At 31.0% G+C, this 16,170-nt stretch carries 11 protein-coding genes; 8 read left to right on the forward strand and 3 right to left on the reverse strand.

Annotation, left to right across the window (positions count from 1 at the left end; translation table 11 throughout):
• Positions 1-9: 9 nt before the first annotated feature.
• From L3B96_RS25205 to L3B96_RS25220, 4 genes are all read left to right on the forward strand, one after another.
• Positions 10-2,433 carry a flavocytochrome c gene (locus L3B96_RS25205; RefSeq protein ID WP_023975709.1) on the forward strand — a complete coding sequence of 808 codons (2,424 nt, stop codon included), beginning with the start codon at positions 10-12 and terminating at the stop codon, positions 2,431-2,433.
• A gap of 495 nt (positions 2,434-2,928) precedes the next feature.
• On the forward strand, positions 2,929-3,654 hold the full coding sequence (locus L3B96_RS25210; RefSeq protein WP_238948916.1) for a DsbA family oxidoreductase: 726 nt from the start codon (positions 2,929-2,931) through the stop codon (positions 3,652-3,654).
• A gap of 220 nt (positions 3,655-3,874) precedes the next feature.
• Positions 3,875-5,194: an SEC-C metal-binding domain-containing protein gene (locus L3B96_RS25215; protein WP_238948917.1), complete on the forward strand. Its 1,320-nt coding sequence runs from the start codon at positions 3,875-3,877 to the stop codon at positions 5,192-5,194.
• Positions 5,195-5,445: 251 nt separating this feature from the next.
• The gene (locus L3B96_RS25220) at positions 5,446-6,054 is read left to right on the forward strand and encodes a hypothetical protein (protein WP_077830676.1); all 609 of its coding nucleotides are present in this window, start codon (positions 5,446-5,448) and stop codon (positions 6,052-6,054) included.
• Between the two features lie 294 nt (positions 6,055-6,348).
• On the opposite strand, the gene L3B96_RS25225 is transcribed toward L3B96_RS25220, so the two are convergent.
• Entirely contained in the window at positions 6,349-6,486 is a 138-nt protein-coding gene (locus L3B96_RS25225) for a hypothetical protein (RefSeq protein WP_238948918.1), read from the reverse strand.
• A 368-nt stretch (positions 6,487-6,854) separates the two neighbouring features.
• Between L3B96_RS25225 and L3B96_RS25230 the strand changes: the two genes are divergently transcribed.
• Both L3B96_RS25230 and L3B96_RS25235 read left to right on the forward strand, forming a co-directional pair.
• On the forward strand, positions 6,855-8,099 hold the full coding sequence (locus L3B96_RS25230) for an ammonium transporter (RefSeq protein ID WP_236898636.1): 1,245 nt from the start codon (positions 6,855-6,857) through the stop codon (positions 8,097-8,099).
• Positions 8,100-8,599: 500 nt separating this feature from the next.
• The gene (locus tag L3B96_RS25235; RefSeq protein WP_077829865.1) at positions 8,600-8,995 is read left to right on the forward strand and encodes a hypothetical protein; all 396 of its coding nucleotides are present in this window, start codon (positions 8,600-8,602) and stop codon (positions 8,993-8,995) included.
• A 182-nt stretch (positions 8,996-9,177) separates the two neighbouring features.
• Here the strand turns inward: L3B96_RS25235 and ppsA are convergent, their stop codons facing one another.
• Together ppsA and L3B96_RS25245 are read right to left on the reverse strand one after the other, a co-directional pair.
• Entirely contained in the window at positions 9,178-11,802 is a 2,625-nt protein-coding gene (gene ppsA, locus L3B96_RS25240; protein WP_238948919.1) for a phosphoenolpyruvate synthase, read from the reverse strand.
• Between the two features lie 58 nt (positions 11,803-11,860).
• Entirely contained in the window at positions 11,861-12,448 is a 588-nt protein-coding gene (locus L3B96_RS25245) for a TetR/AcrR family transcriptional regulator (protein WP_238948920.1), read from the reverse strand.
• 295 nt (positions 12,449-12,743) lie between these two features.
• On the opposite strand from L3B96_RS25245, the gene L3B96_RS25250 reads away from it, so the two are divergent.
• Together L3B96_RS25250 and L3B96_RS25255 are read left to right on the forward strand one after the other, a co-directional pair.
• Entirely contained in the window at positions 12,744-13,358 is a 615-nt protein-coding gene (locus tag L3B96_RS25250) for a TetR/AcrR family transcriptional regulator (protein ID WP_238948921.1), read from the forward strand.
• Positions 13,359-13,372: 14 nt separating this feature from the next.
• On the forward strand, positions 13,373-16,027 hold the full coding sequence (locus L3B96_RS25255) for a phosphoenolpyruvate synthase (RefSeq protein WP_238948922.1): 2,655 nt from the start codon (positions 13,373-13,375) through the stop codon (positions 16,025-16,027).
• Positions 16,028-16,170: the final 143 nt, after the last annotated feature.

The raw sequence follows: 16,170 nt of genomic DNA on the forward strand, positions 1-16,170 counted from the left end.
TTAATATCAATGAAATTTATAGCAATTGTTGGAACTAGTGCAAAAAGATCATATAATCGTAAACTCCTTCAGTTTATGAAAAAATATTTTGAGTCAAAGGCAGAAATAGAAATACTTGAGATTACTGATGTTCCTATGTTTAATCAATCTGATAATCAGTCTTCAAGTGAAGTTATACAGATGTTTAATAATAAGATTACAGCAAGTGATGGTGTTATTATAGCTACTCCTGAGTATAATCACTCAATTCCATCTAGTCTTAAAAGCTTAATTGAATGGCTAAGCTTTGATCTTCATCCACTTGCTGGTAAACCAGTAATGATCCTTGGTGCTTCTCTTGATGTCCAAGGTTCTTCACGTGCACAATTGCATCTTCGTCAAATCCTAGATGCACCAGGTGTTGATGCAAATGTAATGCCAGGATATGAGTTTTTACTTGGAAGCGCACACAAAGCGTTTGATGAGGAAGGTAATCTAAACAATGAAAGAACAATAGACTTCTTAGAAATATGCTTCCTACGTTTTATGCGTTTTGCAAAGATTTCAAATCAGCTTAATGAAGAAGAAGAGTTTACCTTTAAACCAGGAGTATATGAGGTAGATGCAATAGGTCACAGCGGAAGTCTTCCAATGAAGGTATCTTTTAGTGAAGACAGAATAGAAAGCATAGACATAAATACAGATGGAGAGACAGAAGGACTTGCAGATGTAGTTTTTGTAAGAATACCAGATAAAATAATTGAAGGACAGACATTAAATGTTGATGCTCTTTCTGGTGCTTCAGAAACTAGTAATGCTGTACTAGACGGTGTAGCTAAAGCAGTTAAGCTTGCAGGAGTTAACCCTGACATACTTAAGAGACGTCCAAAACCTGCTAGCAGTCTTATAAAAGAAGACGAAGAATATACTTGTGATGTAGTAGTTGTAGGTGGAGGCGGCGCTGGATTAAGTGCAGCTGCAACAGCGCTACAAAACGGTAAAAGTGCTATTGTTCTTGAGAAATACCCAGCAGTAGGTGGAAATACCATACGTTCAGGTGGTCCTATCAATGCTGCAGATCCAGAGTGGCAGATGCAGTTTGAAGAAAATAAAGGAGAAAGACATACAATTGAAGAGCTACTAGATACAGATGAGAGCTTAATTCATCCAGAATACATAGATGATTTCCGTGCACTTAGAGAAGAGTTTTCTGCTTATAAGGAAAAGTTTGGCACACAAAAGGGACATCTATTTGATTCGCCATTACTTCACAGAATGCAAACATATTTTGGTGGTAAAAGAACTGACCTTAATGGCAACACAATATACGGCCAATATGATCTAGTAAAGATACTTACAGACAGAGCTTTGGAAAGTGTTAAATGGCTAGAAGATATAGGGGTTGAGTATGATAAGAGCATAGTATTTGCTCCAGTTGGTGCACTTTGGCGTCGTGGTCATAAACCTACAAAAAGCCATGGTTCATCATTTATACTTGCACTAACAAAATATGTGCAAGATAACTCAGGAAAAATCATTACTGATAGCCCTGTAAAAGAATTCATCATAGAAGATGGTGAAATAAAAGGAGTTATAGCAACTGGTGTCAATGGCCAAAAGATAACTGTTCATGCAAAAGCAGTAGTCCTTGCAAGTGGTGGTTTTGGTGCGAACACAAAGATGCTAAAAGAATACAACACTTACTGGAGTGAAATAGCTGATGATGTAAAAACTACTAATTCATATGCTATGACTGGTGATGGAATATTACTTGGTAAAACTGTAGGTGCAGCACTTACAGGAATGGGCTTTACTCAAATGATGCCTGTAGCTGATCCTGAAACTGGTGAATTATTCAGTGGAGTTCAAGTACCTCCTGAAAACTTTGTAATGGTAAATAAAGAAGGAAAAAGATTTATTAATGAATTCTCTGGAAGAGATGTTTTAACAAAAGCTGCAATTGAACAGGGTGGTTTATTCTACCTTATAGCTGATGATGAAATAAAGAAAACTGCAGCTAATACAAGTCAAGAAAAGCTAGACCGTCAGGTAGAAGCTGGTACTTTATTTAGAGCGGATACCCTAGAAGAGCTAGCAGTAAAAGTTGGAATGGATCCTGCAGTTCTTGTAGACACAATTAATAAATATAATTCATATGTGGATGCTGGTTTTGATCCTGAATTCCATAAGGATACATTTAGCTTAAAAGTAGAGAAAGCACCGTTTTATGCTACTCCTAGAAAGCCAGCAGTTCATCATACAATGGGTGGGCTTAAGATAGACACTAAAGCTCATGTATTAGATGAAAATGATAAACCAATTAAAAATCTTTATGCTGCTGGAGAAGTTGCTGGAGGTATCCATGCAGGTAACCGTCTTGGCGGTAATGCATTAACTGATATATTTACCTTCGGAAGAATTGCTGGTAAAACTGCAATTGATGAAATGAAATAGTTAAGGCAAATGGGCTTATTATTTATTTGATTGTGCCTGATGTTTAGATAAAGAGCCAGATACAAAGACGAAGAGCCTATAACACGCATAAGTGAAAATGCTGTTATAGGCTCTTTCTCTTATTCTTCAATAGATATTGTACATTATAAAAATTAAGTTTTCTTTTAAATGTTCGGTAGAGTATACATGATATCGAAATTGGTAAAAGGACTGCAGATAGAGAATAATTGCTACTGAAGTTATGTACTAATTACAGCAAAAATATATTGACAAGTACAATTATATTTATTACAATTAAATTGTAATAAATGCTTAGTGATGCTATAAAAAAGATAAATTTTAGTTTTTGTATTTTTATAAAGCAAGGTGGTTTAGCCATATTAGCAATAATTCTATTAATTTATTTAATGTAGGAATTAACAGGAGAGGATTAAGAGAAGGTTTGATTTTTAATTAAAATTTTATAATATAAATATTAGGAAGGAAGTGTTAGAAATGAAAATAGAAGTATGGTCTGATTTTATGTGTCCATTTTGCTATATAGGCAAAAGGAGATTAGAAATTGCTTTAAATAAATTTGAATATAGGAATGAAGTTGAATTAGTTTTTAGAAGTTTTGAGCTTGATTTAGCAGCTAAAAAGAAATTTGATGGAAGTATTCATGAAATAATAGCAAAAAAGTATGGCATATCAGTAGAGCAAGCTAAAGTATCAAATAATCAAATTGTTGAACAAGCTAAGGCTATTGGTCTTGACTATAATTTTGATAATTTAATCCCAACTAATACTTTTGATGCACATAGGATAACACACTATGCAAAAACAGAAGGAAAGATGAATGAATTAGCAGAAAGAATTTTAAAAGCATACTTTATAGATTCTCTAAATATATCTGATTATAAAGTATTGGCTGGCCTAGCTGGTGAAGTTGGTCTTAATACTCATAAAGCATTAAATGTATTGGAATCAGATAAGTATGGAGCGGAAGTGAGAAGGGACGAAGAAATCGCCTCAAAGCTTAAAATAAACAGTGTTCCTTACTTTGTATTTAATAATAAATATGCAATATCTGGTGCGCAACAACCTGAGTTGTTTTTAGAGATATTGGAGAAAGTAAGAAAAGAAGAACTCTCATTACCAATAGAGAAATTTACAGTGGAAGAACAAAGTCAAGAAAATAATAGTTTAGGAACTTGTTCAGATGGCAAGTGTAAAATTTGAGACTGTATTGGAATGATTAATTTCTTAAAAAATTAATAAAGAACTAAGAGTTGGCTATTTCAAAATAGGAATTTAATTTCAATTTTGAAATAGCCTTTGATATTTTATCAGATAAAATAGAAAGTACTAATGAGTTGTTGACTTAAATTTAATTTATATATAAAATCAAATTTGTACTTAGGAATTAGCTTGATTTTATATACAGAGGAGATCGAATTATTTGAAGAAAAAGGATGATTATAATAAACAAATGAAAAATGGGAAAGAAGATACAGGTAAATGCATTGAGATGAAAAAGTTCAATGAAGAGGAAAAAGAAAATAATATATGCAAAAACTGTGGAGAACAAGCAAGTTATTTTAGTGATGAAAATAATGGTTGGCTATGTGAGGAGTGCAGGAGCATAGAAGATGGGTTAGATAAACTTGCTGATAAAATAGAGAAAAAGCTAAGTAAAAGAGTTTATTCTTTTGATTTAAATGAATTAATAAATTGTTTATCTAAAGATGAAATATATAATATAGCAAGAAATCTTGGAGTAAATAAGATATCAGGTTTAAATAAAGAAAAATTAATTGAAACATTACTTAAAGAATATAAGAATTTAGTTGAAAAAAGAGCTTTATTTTTTGACGAAGAAAGATATAAGATTTTAAAAAGTTATGTGGATAGCAAAGGTGTAAAACTTTTTGATGATATTGATGAAGAGGAAGCAGATAAGAGCGTATATTTTATACAGCAAGGAATGCTCTTTCCAATTGCAAAAGATGGGGTATCAATATTTTTAATGCCTGAAATAGTACAAGCATTAATAAAAGAAAGAAATAATATTGAATATAGACGTGTAATAAAATTTAATAGTGAAATTGTAAATATCTTTAGGGCAATGAATAAAGTATATGGTATTTTAAAATTAAAAGATGCTAAAGAAATGATAGAAAGATATTTGAATATAGAAAATTGTGAATTTGAAGAGTTAATTAGGGAGGCAACATATTACTACAATGAATATAGAGAAGAAGGAATATTTATTGTTAATAATGAAATAGATAAATTTGAGGAACTATTAAAGGATATAGATACAGAAAAAGATTTGAGTTATGCCATGATTTCGAAAGAAGAATTATTAAATATGTTAGAAGAAAATTGGGTTTATAATAGTAAAGCAGGAAAAATTTTTTATAAAGAGTTTACTAATATGTTTAGAGTAGATAGAGACATGCTAATAGCTATGATGGAAGATTTAATTTTTGATATTCAAGAAAATGAACCTAAAGATGCAGTAGATAAAATGATAGAATTAATTAATATTGAAAATGACGAAGCCAGATATGTTGCATCGAGTATGATGAATAAATTTGTTAAGAAAATTAGGTTATGGAGATATAAGGGTTCAACCACTAATGATATTAAATCAAATGTAGTTAGCTTAAAGGCAAATAAGGATATAAAAAGAAATGATCCTTGTCCATGTGGTAGTGAAAAAAAATATAAAAAGTGTTGCGGTAAAGATGAGAAGGTTATTAATTTATTTGAATAATTATTAGATAACTTTAATTAAGGAACCAGAAATAAAATAACAAATTAAGTATACAAAATATACAAGTATAATTATTAGTTATTTTCTTGACGGTTCCTTGTTAATTTTCAAAATATTATTCATTATAATTGCTCCTTTTATTTTATTGTGATAAAATTATCGCGTACCTTGATAATAATTTAATACAAATATTTTTATGAGTACAATTATTTTAACATATAGTATCTTAAAAGATACCAAGGAGTGTAAGCATGCAAGAAAACTTAAGCTTAGAAAATTTAAATGCAGAAGAAATATGGGAAAAGTTATATAACAAAGAATTAAATTGTAAGAAGAACATTTTAGAATATATTGATATTGCTAAGATACTAAAAAAGGGTGAGGCTGACCCAGAAAAGATTCAAGATACTTATAATTTTATCTATGATAATATTGAGAAGATGTCAGATAAAGTTAAACCTAATACTATTATGTATCTTCAAAATGAATTAAAAAATCAGTTTGGCAAATATGTAGTTGAAAAGGAGCCTAAAGAAGAAGATGCCTTTATAAAATTCTTTAAGGAGGCATACCCTGTAAAAGATAGAAGAAAAGATTTTACTTGGGTTATGATGAATATTAATAACATAGTGGAAGAACAAATTTGGACTACATTAATTCACATTAACAGAGAATATATATGTAAAAGAATTAAATTAGAAGCTGAAGAAAAAGAATCTATAATTAAAATGATAGAAAAGGTAATTAAAAAAGATAATATAAAATATATTAATCGAATAAAAAGTTTAGATAAAGTATTAAATAATTTAAATATTAAAATAGTAAATGACAAGGATAAATTCAAGGTTAAAAAATTATAATTATGTAAAAAGAATTTTAGTAATGCACAAGAGCATTGTTAAAATTCTTTTTTATTCTCTAGGAATTTATATTCGATTCAAATCTGTGGATAACTTATGAAAAGGCTGATTAAGAATGTTATGTTTTATAAAGAGAATAAAAGAGAAAATATATTCGCCTGCCAGATTTTTCTCACATTCGTTCGAAAAGGCAGATGCGTAAAAAAAATCTCCGGCTCCACAGTCGCCTGCGATTTTGTTCTTGATAAAGATTTTTAAAGCTGTAGTCATATTTTTTATATACAAAGTATAAGATTAGTGAAAATGGGCTATTGTTGAGCCTATTTTTGGGGGTTGTTCTTTTACTGGATCTACATGAATTACCATGCAGATATTCAAATCATTAGAAATTTCATTTTCAGCTGCATCAATTGTTTCATTCGTTATGGCCATTGCCCCTATATTAGAATTAGTCCATGTTTTATATATTACTGGAGGATTTAGGCATTATTATGATAATAAAATAAGCATTTGTATTTTTAAATGTAAATAATATTGACAAAATTCCGTGAGAATAATATACTATGAAATAAGAACGACGACGTTCGACAAACATACTTTAAAAAGTATATTTTTCGGATGTCGTTTTTTTATACAAAAAAATAGGACATTATAATTAGTTGAGAAAAAGAATTCAAAAATTAATTTTTAGGTAATGTGCAGTTATTTTTAAGCTAAGGCACATTCAAAAATTAAAAAAACTTATACATAAATAGCTGAAATTTTGTTGTGAGATTTAACATACTTAAGGAGGATTTTATATGGAAATTAATTTAGGCGATTGCAGTTTTATATTGATTTGTTCAGCACTTGTACTTTTAATGACACCAGGACTTGCATTTTTTTATGGTGGAATGGTTCGTAGGAAAAATGTTTTAAATACATTGATGTCTTCATTCTTTGTTTGTGGATTAGCATCAATAATGTGGGTTTTAGTAGGTTATTCATTGTCTTTTGGTAATGATTTTCATGGGATAATAGGTGGACTTAATTTCTTAGGTTTTAATGGGGTAGGAGCAGAGCCTTCGGCATATGCACCTACAATACCTCAAGAGCTTTTTGCTGCATTTCAAATGATGTTTGCAATAATTACTCCAGCGCTTATAACTGGAGCTTTAGTAGAAAGAATGAAGTTTTCAGCATTGTTCATATTTGTAGCTATATGGTCACTTTTAGTATATTATCCAATGGCACATATGGTATGGGGAGCTGGTGGATTAATAAGTTCTTTAGGTGCCGTTGATTTTGCTGGAGGAAATGTAGTTCATATAAGCTCAGGTATTTCAGGCCTTGTAGCTTGTATTATGTTAGGTAAGAGACGTGGACATGGAATTATAGCATATAGACCACATAATATTCCATTTGTAGTTCTTGGAGTAGCATTACTTTGGTTTGGGTGGTTTGGATTTAATGCAGGTAGTGCGCTCGGAGCTGGTCCACTTGCTGTACATGCATTCATGACAACAAATACTGCAGCAGCTGCAGCTATGCTTTCATGGATGTTAATTGAAAAAGTAAAACATGGTAAGCCAACATTACTTGGAGCAGCAACAGGAGCAGTATTAGGGTTAGTTGCAATTACACCAGGAGCAGGGTTTGTTCCACTTTGGTCATCAATTATAATTGGTATAGCAGTATCTCCAATTTGTTTCTTCTTTGTGGAAAAAGTAAAAGCTAAGTTTGGATATGATGATGCACTTGATGCTTTTGGATGTCATGGAATCGGTGGAATTTGGGGTGGTATTGCAACTGGAATTTTTGGACAAACTGCAATTAATCCTGTAGCACAATGGAATGGTCTTTTCTATGGAGATGTTAAACTTTTCATTGCACAAATAATGAGTATTGTAATAACAATAATATTTGCAGGTGGGATGACTTTCTTAATTATAAAAGTTATGAAAATGTTTATGGATATTAGAGTTGATAGCTCAGAAGAAGCTGATGGACTTGATGTAGCTGAACATGGGGAATCTGCTTATCCATCATTTAATGGATTAGACTAGGAATATAATGCATGAATGCATAAGATGGAGAAAGTATAATATTAAAAAATAGAATTAAAAAAATTCTATGGTGGATTTCAAAGGTCGTGCTTCGCCGCCATCATGAAACCCGCGACAATACATTAAGAGGATAACCGCTGCATGGCGGCAATTCACAAAGGGGCTGTCGCACTAAATATGTTAGTTTTGCAACAGCCCCTTTATTTTGCTTTGAAACGTATCCACTGGTGAAAATTTAAACCTTCGAGATATTTAATTTAGTGGTGCAAGAATAAGGTTAAGTTAAATAATCTTTAGAAAATCCTTAGAAATATAGCAAGGTATTCTTTAAAAATTATGCTTATTATTAGAATATAGCTGGTAAAAATAAGATTTTTAGAAGGAAAGATGGCATAGTATTTATATGATCGTAGAATATCTATGATTTATTAAGAAACTAATACATAATTCTTTAAAACTGATTGTATTTTTATCACAATATTTTAATAAAGGAGGATATCATGAAATTAAACTCTTATCAAAAATCTTTTGTATGTATTATACTTTTTGGATTAATTACATTATTATCATGTTACACAGTTATAAAAGAAAATAATAAAACAAAATCAATAACTAGGAGTATGAGTACAAATGGAGAATGGACAGATTCTTCAAAAATTCCTTATACAATTACTTTTAATCAAGGAGATATTATACGATTTAATTATAAATCAACTATTAAAGATGGAAAATTATTGCTAAGATTTGTTGATTCCCAAGGAAACTTAATCTATGAGTTTGATCCAGGGAAAAAGGGAGAAAAGGATATAAAAATAGAGAAAACCGACATATATGAGCTTTTTATAGAAGGAGATAAATTTAAAGGAAATTACGAGATAATATGTGAAAAATCTTGAATAATAAAGTAGCAACTTAGTATGCTATGTTCTACCTTTGAGCACTGCGGCTTATTAATTTTCATTTCTCTTTTCATGAGTATGTACCTCCAGTCTTAGAGTTTAAGAAAGCGGCCCAGATTGGGTCGCTTATATAGTTGTAATTTTTTATTCTTATTGAAATAGAAAATTTTGCCTTCAGGCTATAAGATTTCTATATAACCTTCTGTTCCATTTATTCTAATTCTTTCACCATCATTAATAAGTTTAGTAGCGTCATCTACACCTGCCACTGCTGGAAGGCCATATTCTCTTGCAACAACAGCACCATGAGTCATCATTCCACCTACTTCTGTTACCAAACCTTTAACAAGCACAAAAATTGGTGTCCAGCTTGGATCAGTAAATTTTGTAATTAAAATATCGCCTTCTTCTATTTTTGCTTCATTCATATTTAAAATAACTCTAGCTCGCCCTTCAATAATACCAGAAGAAACAGGTGTTCCAGCTATAGCTCCTTTTGGCATATTACCTGTATCATATTCGCCTGAAATTATTTCTCCATCAGAAGTCATTATACGAGGTGGTGTCAATTTCTTATAAATTTCGTATTCTTCTTTTCTCTTAGTTATGATGCTGTAGTCAACATGTTTTCTTTTAACTGCTTCTTTAAGTTCATCAAAGGTTAGATAATATATATCATCTATGTCTTTGATTACATCATCTTGTTTTAATGTTTCGGCTTCTTTGAGTAATGCCTGTTTTACGATCCAGAAATAACATATTAAAAGATATTTATTGTACTCTCTATAGCCAGCAAAATTACGTAAAACACTTATGACTTTCTTTGTCTTTTTTAACTTCCTATCGCCACCAGGCAGCTGCTTCAAGCGGCTTAATATTTCAGCTTCTTTTTGTTTAGATTCAAGAAGTCCTTGGTCAAATTTAGCACTGTGGGCATTAGGTTCAAAATTCTTTATATTGCTTAGTATTATTGGAACAAGAAGCATTGGATCTTCGTTCCATCTTGTTCGGGTAATATCAATTTCTCCAGAGCAGCGCATACCATATTTTTCAAGATAACTGTGTATAGAATCGCTGACAATATTACCTCCATCTATTTTACTTAAATCTTCAAAGAAAGTTTCTCTTTTTGCATTCTCAAGATATTTAATTACAGCTGGATACTGTCTTATTACATCTGCTACATCAAGGAGCTCTAATCCCATTTCGGAAGTAACGTTGTTTGATACAGATTGAGCGAGGGTATCTGCTACACTTTTTTCATCAAGCCATTTCTTCACATTTTTGTTTATCCAGTTAGAGGCATAAGATCCTGCAAAATAAGATCCATAAACTTTAAACATAGCAGCCTTTATATCCTTCATGTCCTTTACAATGAAATTAAAGAGCTCTTCTCCAGAAATAGAAGAAAATATCTTTTCTTTATTTCTAAGTAATACTTGATTTTCAGCTACAGATTTTTCAACAAAAGATGAATCATTTCTGAGATATTCTTTTATCATCTGAATTCCAAAAGATAGGACACCTCCTTCTACATTCAAAGATGTCTTTCCTTTAGGAAGCGATTTAAGGTATTCTTTACGTTTTTGAAGATTTATAAGTGCACTCTTCATCAAAACATCTACCTTGTCTAAACCACTGATAAAAAGCTTTCTTGCTATTGGTGAAGCAAGATCATGGGATATATCCATATACAATCTTCCGCCTATCACGGGCATATTTGTTTGTATTCCAAATTGTTTAAAGAATATTTGGAAGAAACTCAAACCTAATGGTCTCATGGCTTCTGTCATCATTTGTCTATGAGCAAAGGATAAATAAACATGGTTTTTATTATCATTAACTTGTGGTGTAGGATATAAAGTAGTAATTGGACGACTTTGAACAACATAGAATTTATCATCATAAAGGCACCACTCAATATCCTGTGGACGACCCAAATAAGACTCAATCTTCCTACCCATCTGCTCAAGCTGCAAAATTTGATCATCTGTCAGTGTCTGCATATTTTGACGCTCACCTGTAATTTCTCTTTCCTCAGTACCGCCTTCTTTTAATGCATAAATTGCAAGTTTTTTAGAAGATATCTTTTTATCAATAATTTTATTTCCCTGCACTTTATAAATATCAGAATTCACAAGTCCTGAAACCAAAGCTTCACCAAGCCCAAAGCTGGCATCAATAGATACTATCTTTCTATTAGATGTAATAGGATCAGCTGTAAACATAATTCCTGCAGCTTGAGGAAACACCATTTTTTGAATAACTACAGACAAAATAACTTTGCCATGATCAAAGTTATTTTGCATACGATAGATTACAGCTCTATCTGTAAACAGTGATGCCCAGCACTTACTGATATGCTTAAGAATAGAAGGTTTTCTCATAATGTTTAAATAAGTATCCTGCTGTCCTGCAAATGAAGCTGTTGGTAAATCCTCAGCTGTAGCACTAGAACGTACAGCATAAGCATATTTTTCACCAAACTTTGAAAGATAAAAGGTTATTTCATCATCAATGTCCTTTGGAATTTCTATCTCCTCAATAACCTTACGAATCTTTCCGCTTATTTCACCGATTTTTTCTATGTTTTCTATATTTAAAAGGGATAATTCAATTAATAGTGAATTAAATTCGTTGTTATTTCCAATTATCTTTTTATAAGCTTCAGTAGTTATACAAAAACCTTCTGGTACAACTATTCCATCAATTCTAGATAATTCACCAAGGTTAGCGCCCTTACCTCCAACAATTGCAAGTTTTGTTTTATCAATCTCTTGAAAACCAAGTACATATGGCTTCATAGTTATTTTCCCCCTTAATTCAATGCATAAAACAATTAGATAATTTTATTATTAACCCTTAATTATTTTTGATTCCTTCTTTAATTATATTAATGGCATCGATAACTTTTTTTAAATACTCCTGTTCATCAAAACCACTTTTAAAATATTCCTCTAAGGTGTATGAGAAAAGCATATCTAAAACTATATCAGTGTTAACTTCTTGCCTTATAAGTCCGCGCTCTTTATCATGTTTTAGTTGTTTTCTATACTTTTCAATGGAAGCAGCATGGAATTTTGCGATAAATTCAGAGTTATCCATTTGCATAAGCATACCTATCTTGGTGTATTCAGGTTTAGCTTTACCTAATTCAAGTGAATCTTTAGTTTTTTGTATAAAAGTTTCAGAAAAATCATCATCTGGGTTTAAAACTCTTTCAGGGATAAGCTTTTTCTTTTGATTTGAAATTTCTTCTATCATATATAAGTAGAGGTCTTCTTTATCACTAAAGTATTGATAAAAGCTTCCACGCGGTATTCCGGCAGTTTTAATAATCTGGTTTATAGATGCATCGCTGAAAGAACAAGTAGAAAATTCTTGTACAGCTGCATCAAAAATTCTTTGCTTTTTGTCTTCATTCAAATTTTTAAAAGTATCTTTAGGCATAAAATCATCTCCTCTTGAGGACATCATAGCATAAATTTTTTCGCATGACAAGTATGTCATATGACAAAGTTGTCATGTAAAAAAATGAATTATTGAGCATGAGGGATAAGAAAAGGTGAAGAATTACGTCCATCAATACAGTTTAAAGTTTAGGATTATTAATAACCATCTTTTGGTCGTGGTTTTTATTTTAAAGTCTTAATATAGAGAATATTGACTTCTAAAAATATTTGATGTAGTATAAAATTATACGGAGTTCAAAAATATACGGAGTATAAAAATTGGAGAGATTTTGATGGTAAATAGAAGAGAACGTAAAAAAGAATTGACTAAGGAAATAATAATCGATAGTGCATTAGCTCTTTTTGAAGAAAAGGGTTTTCAAGAAACCTATATGGAGGAAATAGCAACGAAATCGGATATTTCTAAGGGGACGTTATATAATTATTTCCAAGATAAAGAGTCAATATTATCAGCTTATTTTCAGGCCCTTATAAATAATCATGATAATAATTTTAATGAAGTTAGTGAAAAATTCAAAGAAACAAGAGATATAAAAGAAACATTGAATAAGATATTAGATTTCATAAATCATATATTTAGAGAAAATATTCAATATACAGCAATTTATTTTAGATACAGACTCCAAACACTTTTTAACGCTAATCCCATAGATAATCCTAATAGAAGCGGATTGGAAAATTTGATTTCAGAAGTTATAAAAAATGCACAAGAAAATAACCAGCTTAGAAATGACATTTCTTCAATAATAATGGCAAGAAATTTTCAATTCATGTACATGAATTATTTTATTTCAAGTATTTATGGAAATGATAATATCGATTTAGAATTATCAAAGAGCCAAATTATAGAATTATTTTTAAATGGAGCAAAGCTTCAAAAAAATTAGGGGAGATGATCACTATGGTAAATAAGTATACATTGTACTTTGATGAAATAGATAAGAAAGATTTATCACTTGTAGGAGGGAAGGGTGCAAATCTGGGAGAGATGACTAAGGCTGGTTTTCTAGTTCCTTTTGGATTTTGTGTAACTACAGAAAGTTATAAGGAATTTATAAATTATAATAAACTTTATAGTTTTATTGTAGAAGAAATTAAAGATGCAAATCTTGAAAATATTGCTACCATAGGGATTAAATTAAGAGAAAAAATAGAACAAGCAGAAATGCCTAGAAAAGTAGAAGAAGAAATCATTAAAGCTGCTGATAAGATTGGGATTGATAACTATTATGCTGTTAGATCAAGTGCTACAGCAGAAGATCTAGCTTTTGCCTCTTTTGCAGGTCAGCAAGATACATATCTTAATATTAAAGGAAAAGATTCGCTAATTAATGCAGTAAAAAACTGTTGGGCTTCATTATTTACTGATAGAGCAATACTTTACAGATTGCAAAATAAAATTGAGCATGAAAAAGTGCATATGTCTGTAGTAGTTCAAAAAATGGTTATTCCAGATATAGCTGGTATTATGTTTACTGCAGATCCTGTATCAGGACATAGAGGAATTATTTCTATTGATGCAAGTTTTGGACTTGGAGAAGCTTTAGTTTCTGGTCTTGTATCTCCTGATATATATAAATTTAATAAGAAAAAAGAGGGAATAATAGATAAGACTATAGCAGAAAAGAAACTCGCTATAATGCCAATTCAAGGTGGGGGAACTAAAAAAGTTGATATTACAGGTGAAAAATCTACTAAGCAAGTCATGGCGGATTCTGATATTAAAAGGCTTGCTGAACTTGGAATGAAAATAGAAAAGCATTATGGCTGCCCACAGGATATTGAGTGGTGTTTGGAAAATGGTGAATTGTATATTGTGCAGAGTCGTGCAATTACATCATTATTTCCACTTCCAACCCCTAATAGCAATGATGATAACACTCATGTATATATTTCTATAAATCATCTTCAAGTGATGACCGATCCAATATCCCCTTTAGGGCTTGATTTATTTAGAGATATGCTGCCTTTTGGTAGAAATATTAAAAGAGAAAAAAAATATAAAATTTTAGCTTCAGCGGGTGGTAGGATTTATGCAGATGTAAGTGGTTTTATGAATTCTGAGAGAATAAAGGAAAAGCTTTTAGCTTTATTAACAAATGCAGATGCTTTGATGGCAGAGGCTTTAGGAGAGCTTTTAAAGAGAGAAGAATTTAAGGAAAAGTTTAAAGGAAAGAAAGCTAACTTAAAACCCTTCTTAAAATATATAGCTCCAATAGCAGTTAAAGTTATGAAAAACCTTCTTTTCACTAACCTAACTGGAACGGTGGAGTTTATGAATAATTATATTAAGCAGCGTGAAGAAGATACCTTGAAGGCTATTTTAAATTCAAAGAAAGGTACTGAAAAGTTAAATATAATACATGAAAAAGCAAGTCTTTATGAGGATGCTAAAATAATAGTACCATATTTAGCTCCAGGAATTATTGCCTTTAAGCTTCTTGAAAAGCTGGAAATGAAGCTTTTAGGAACAAATAATTATAGTAATATAATTGCAAAAGGTTTAGAAGGAAATATTACAACAGAAATGGGATTACTTACTGGAGATTTGGCGGATATGTTGAGAAAATCTCAAAGTTTAATTGATGAATTTGAAAATGAAGATTATGAAACTTTGGTTTCAAGAATAAATGAAATTAAAGGTAATGAGGAATTTAAGAGCTTTTTTAATGATTTTATAAATATGTACGGAGTGCGTGCTTCAGGAGAAATAGATATAGCTAGAGATAGATGGATTGAAAATCCTGAGCCACTTGTAAAATCAATACTTGCAACTATTAAAACTTCAGAGGAAGGCGCTCATAGGGAAGAATACAAAAATACTATAAAAAAAGCAAAAATAGCAGCAGAAAATATGGTAGAAGAAATACAAAGAAAGCATGGCAAAATTAAAGCGAAAATTGTAAAAAGGCTTATATTTGTTTTAAGAAATTCTTTTCCAATACGAGAACATCACAAATTTATGATGATGAGACTTTGTATGATTTTTAAGAAGGAATTGCTAAAAGAAGCAGAAGACTTGGTTGTTAAAGGTTATTTAAATGAAGAAAAGGATGTTTTTTATGTAACATTCAGTGAATTATATAGAGCAATTGAAAATAATGAGAGTCTTAAAACAATAGTAGAAAAAAGAAAAGAAGAATATGAACATTATAAAAAGTTAAATGCTCCTCGTGTTATTACAAGTGAAGGAGAAGAAATAAAAGGTGGCTATAAGATAGGGAATCTTCCCAAAGGAGCACTTCCGGGTATTCCTGTTTCCTCAGGAGTTATTGAAGGAGTTGCAAAGGTAATAACTGATCCTTCAAAGGCATCCTTGAACAAGGGAGAGATTCTTGTAGCACCATTTACGGATCCAGGATGGACGCCGCTTTTTATAAATGCAGCTGGATTAGTTATGGAAGTTGGAGGACTTTTAACGCATGGAACTGTAGTAGCTAGAGAGTACGGAATACCAGCAGTTGTTGGAATTTCAGATGCTACTAAAATGATAAAAACAGGTCAAAGAATCAGAGTAGACGGAAATAGCGGATATGTAATAGTTCTAGAAGAATAGAAGGTGTTTTCCATGATAGGTTTTATAGGCGTGCTTTTAAGCATGTTTGCCATGGGAATGATGCAGCTAGTAGAGTCTGTCAAGACTTTCGTGTAAACTTCAAAAAGTAATATGTTTATTTTATAAGGTTGGAGGTAGAATAA

Origin of the sequence: Clostridium sp. YIM B02569 (assembly GCF_022320765.1) — a bacterium.
Classification (GTDB): Bacteria; Bacillota; Clostridia; order Clostridiales; family Clostridiaceae; genus Clostridium; species Clostridium beijerinckii.

What these genes read in the sequence shown, in the direction of transcription:
- L3B96_RS25205 (WP_023975709.1), top strand. Translation starts at nt 10, where the DNA reads ATGAAATTTATAGCAATTGTTGGAACTAGTGCAAAAAGATCATATAAT.
- L3B96_RS25210 (WP_238948916.1), top strand. Translation starts at nt 2,929, where the DNA reads ATGAAAATAGAAGTATGGTCTGATTTTATGTGTCCATTTTGCTATATA.
- L3B96_RS25220 (WP_077830676.1), top strand. Translation starts at nt 5,446, where the DNA reads ATGCAAGAAAACTTAAGCTTAGAAAATTTAAATGCAGAAGAAATATGG.
- L3B96_RS25225 (WP_238948918.1), bottom strand. Translation starts at nt 6,486, where the DNA reads ATGGCCATAACGAATGAAACAATTGATGCAGCTGAAAATGAAATTTCT.
- L3B96_RS25230 (WP_236898636.1), top strand. Translation starts at nt 6,855, where the DNA reads ATGGAAATTAATTTAGGCGATTGCAGTTTTATATTGATTTGTTCAGCA.
- L3B96_RS25235 (WP_077829865.1), top strand. Translation starts at nt 8,600, where the DNA reads ATGAAATTAAACTCTTATCAAAAATCTTTTGTATGTATTATACTTTTT.
- ppsA (WP_238948919.1), bottom strand. Translation starts at nt 11,802, where the DNA reads ATGAAGCCATATGTACTTGGTTTTCAAGAGATTGATAAAACAAAACTT.
- L3B96_RS25245 (WP_238948920.1), bottom strand. Translation starts at nt 12,448, where the DNA reads ATGCCTAAAGATACTTTTAAAAATTTGAATGAAGACAAAAAGCAAAGA.
- L3B96_RS25250 (WP_238948921.1), top strand. Translation starts at nt 12,744, where the DNA reads ATGGTAAATAGAAGAGAACGTAAAAAAGAATTGACTAAGGAAATAATA.
- L3B96_RS25255 (WP_238948922.1), top strand. Translation starts at nt 13,373, where the DNA reads ATGGTAAATAAGTATACATTGTACTTTGATGAAATAGATAAGAAAGAT.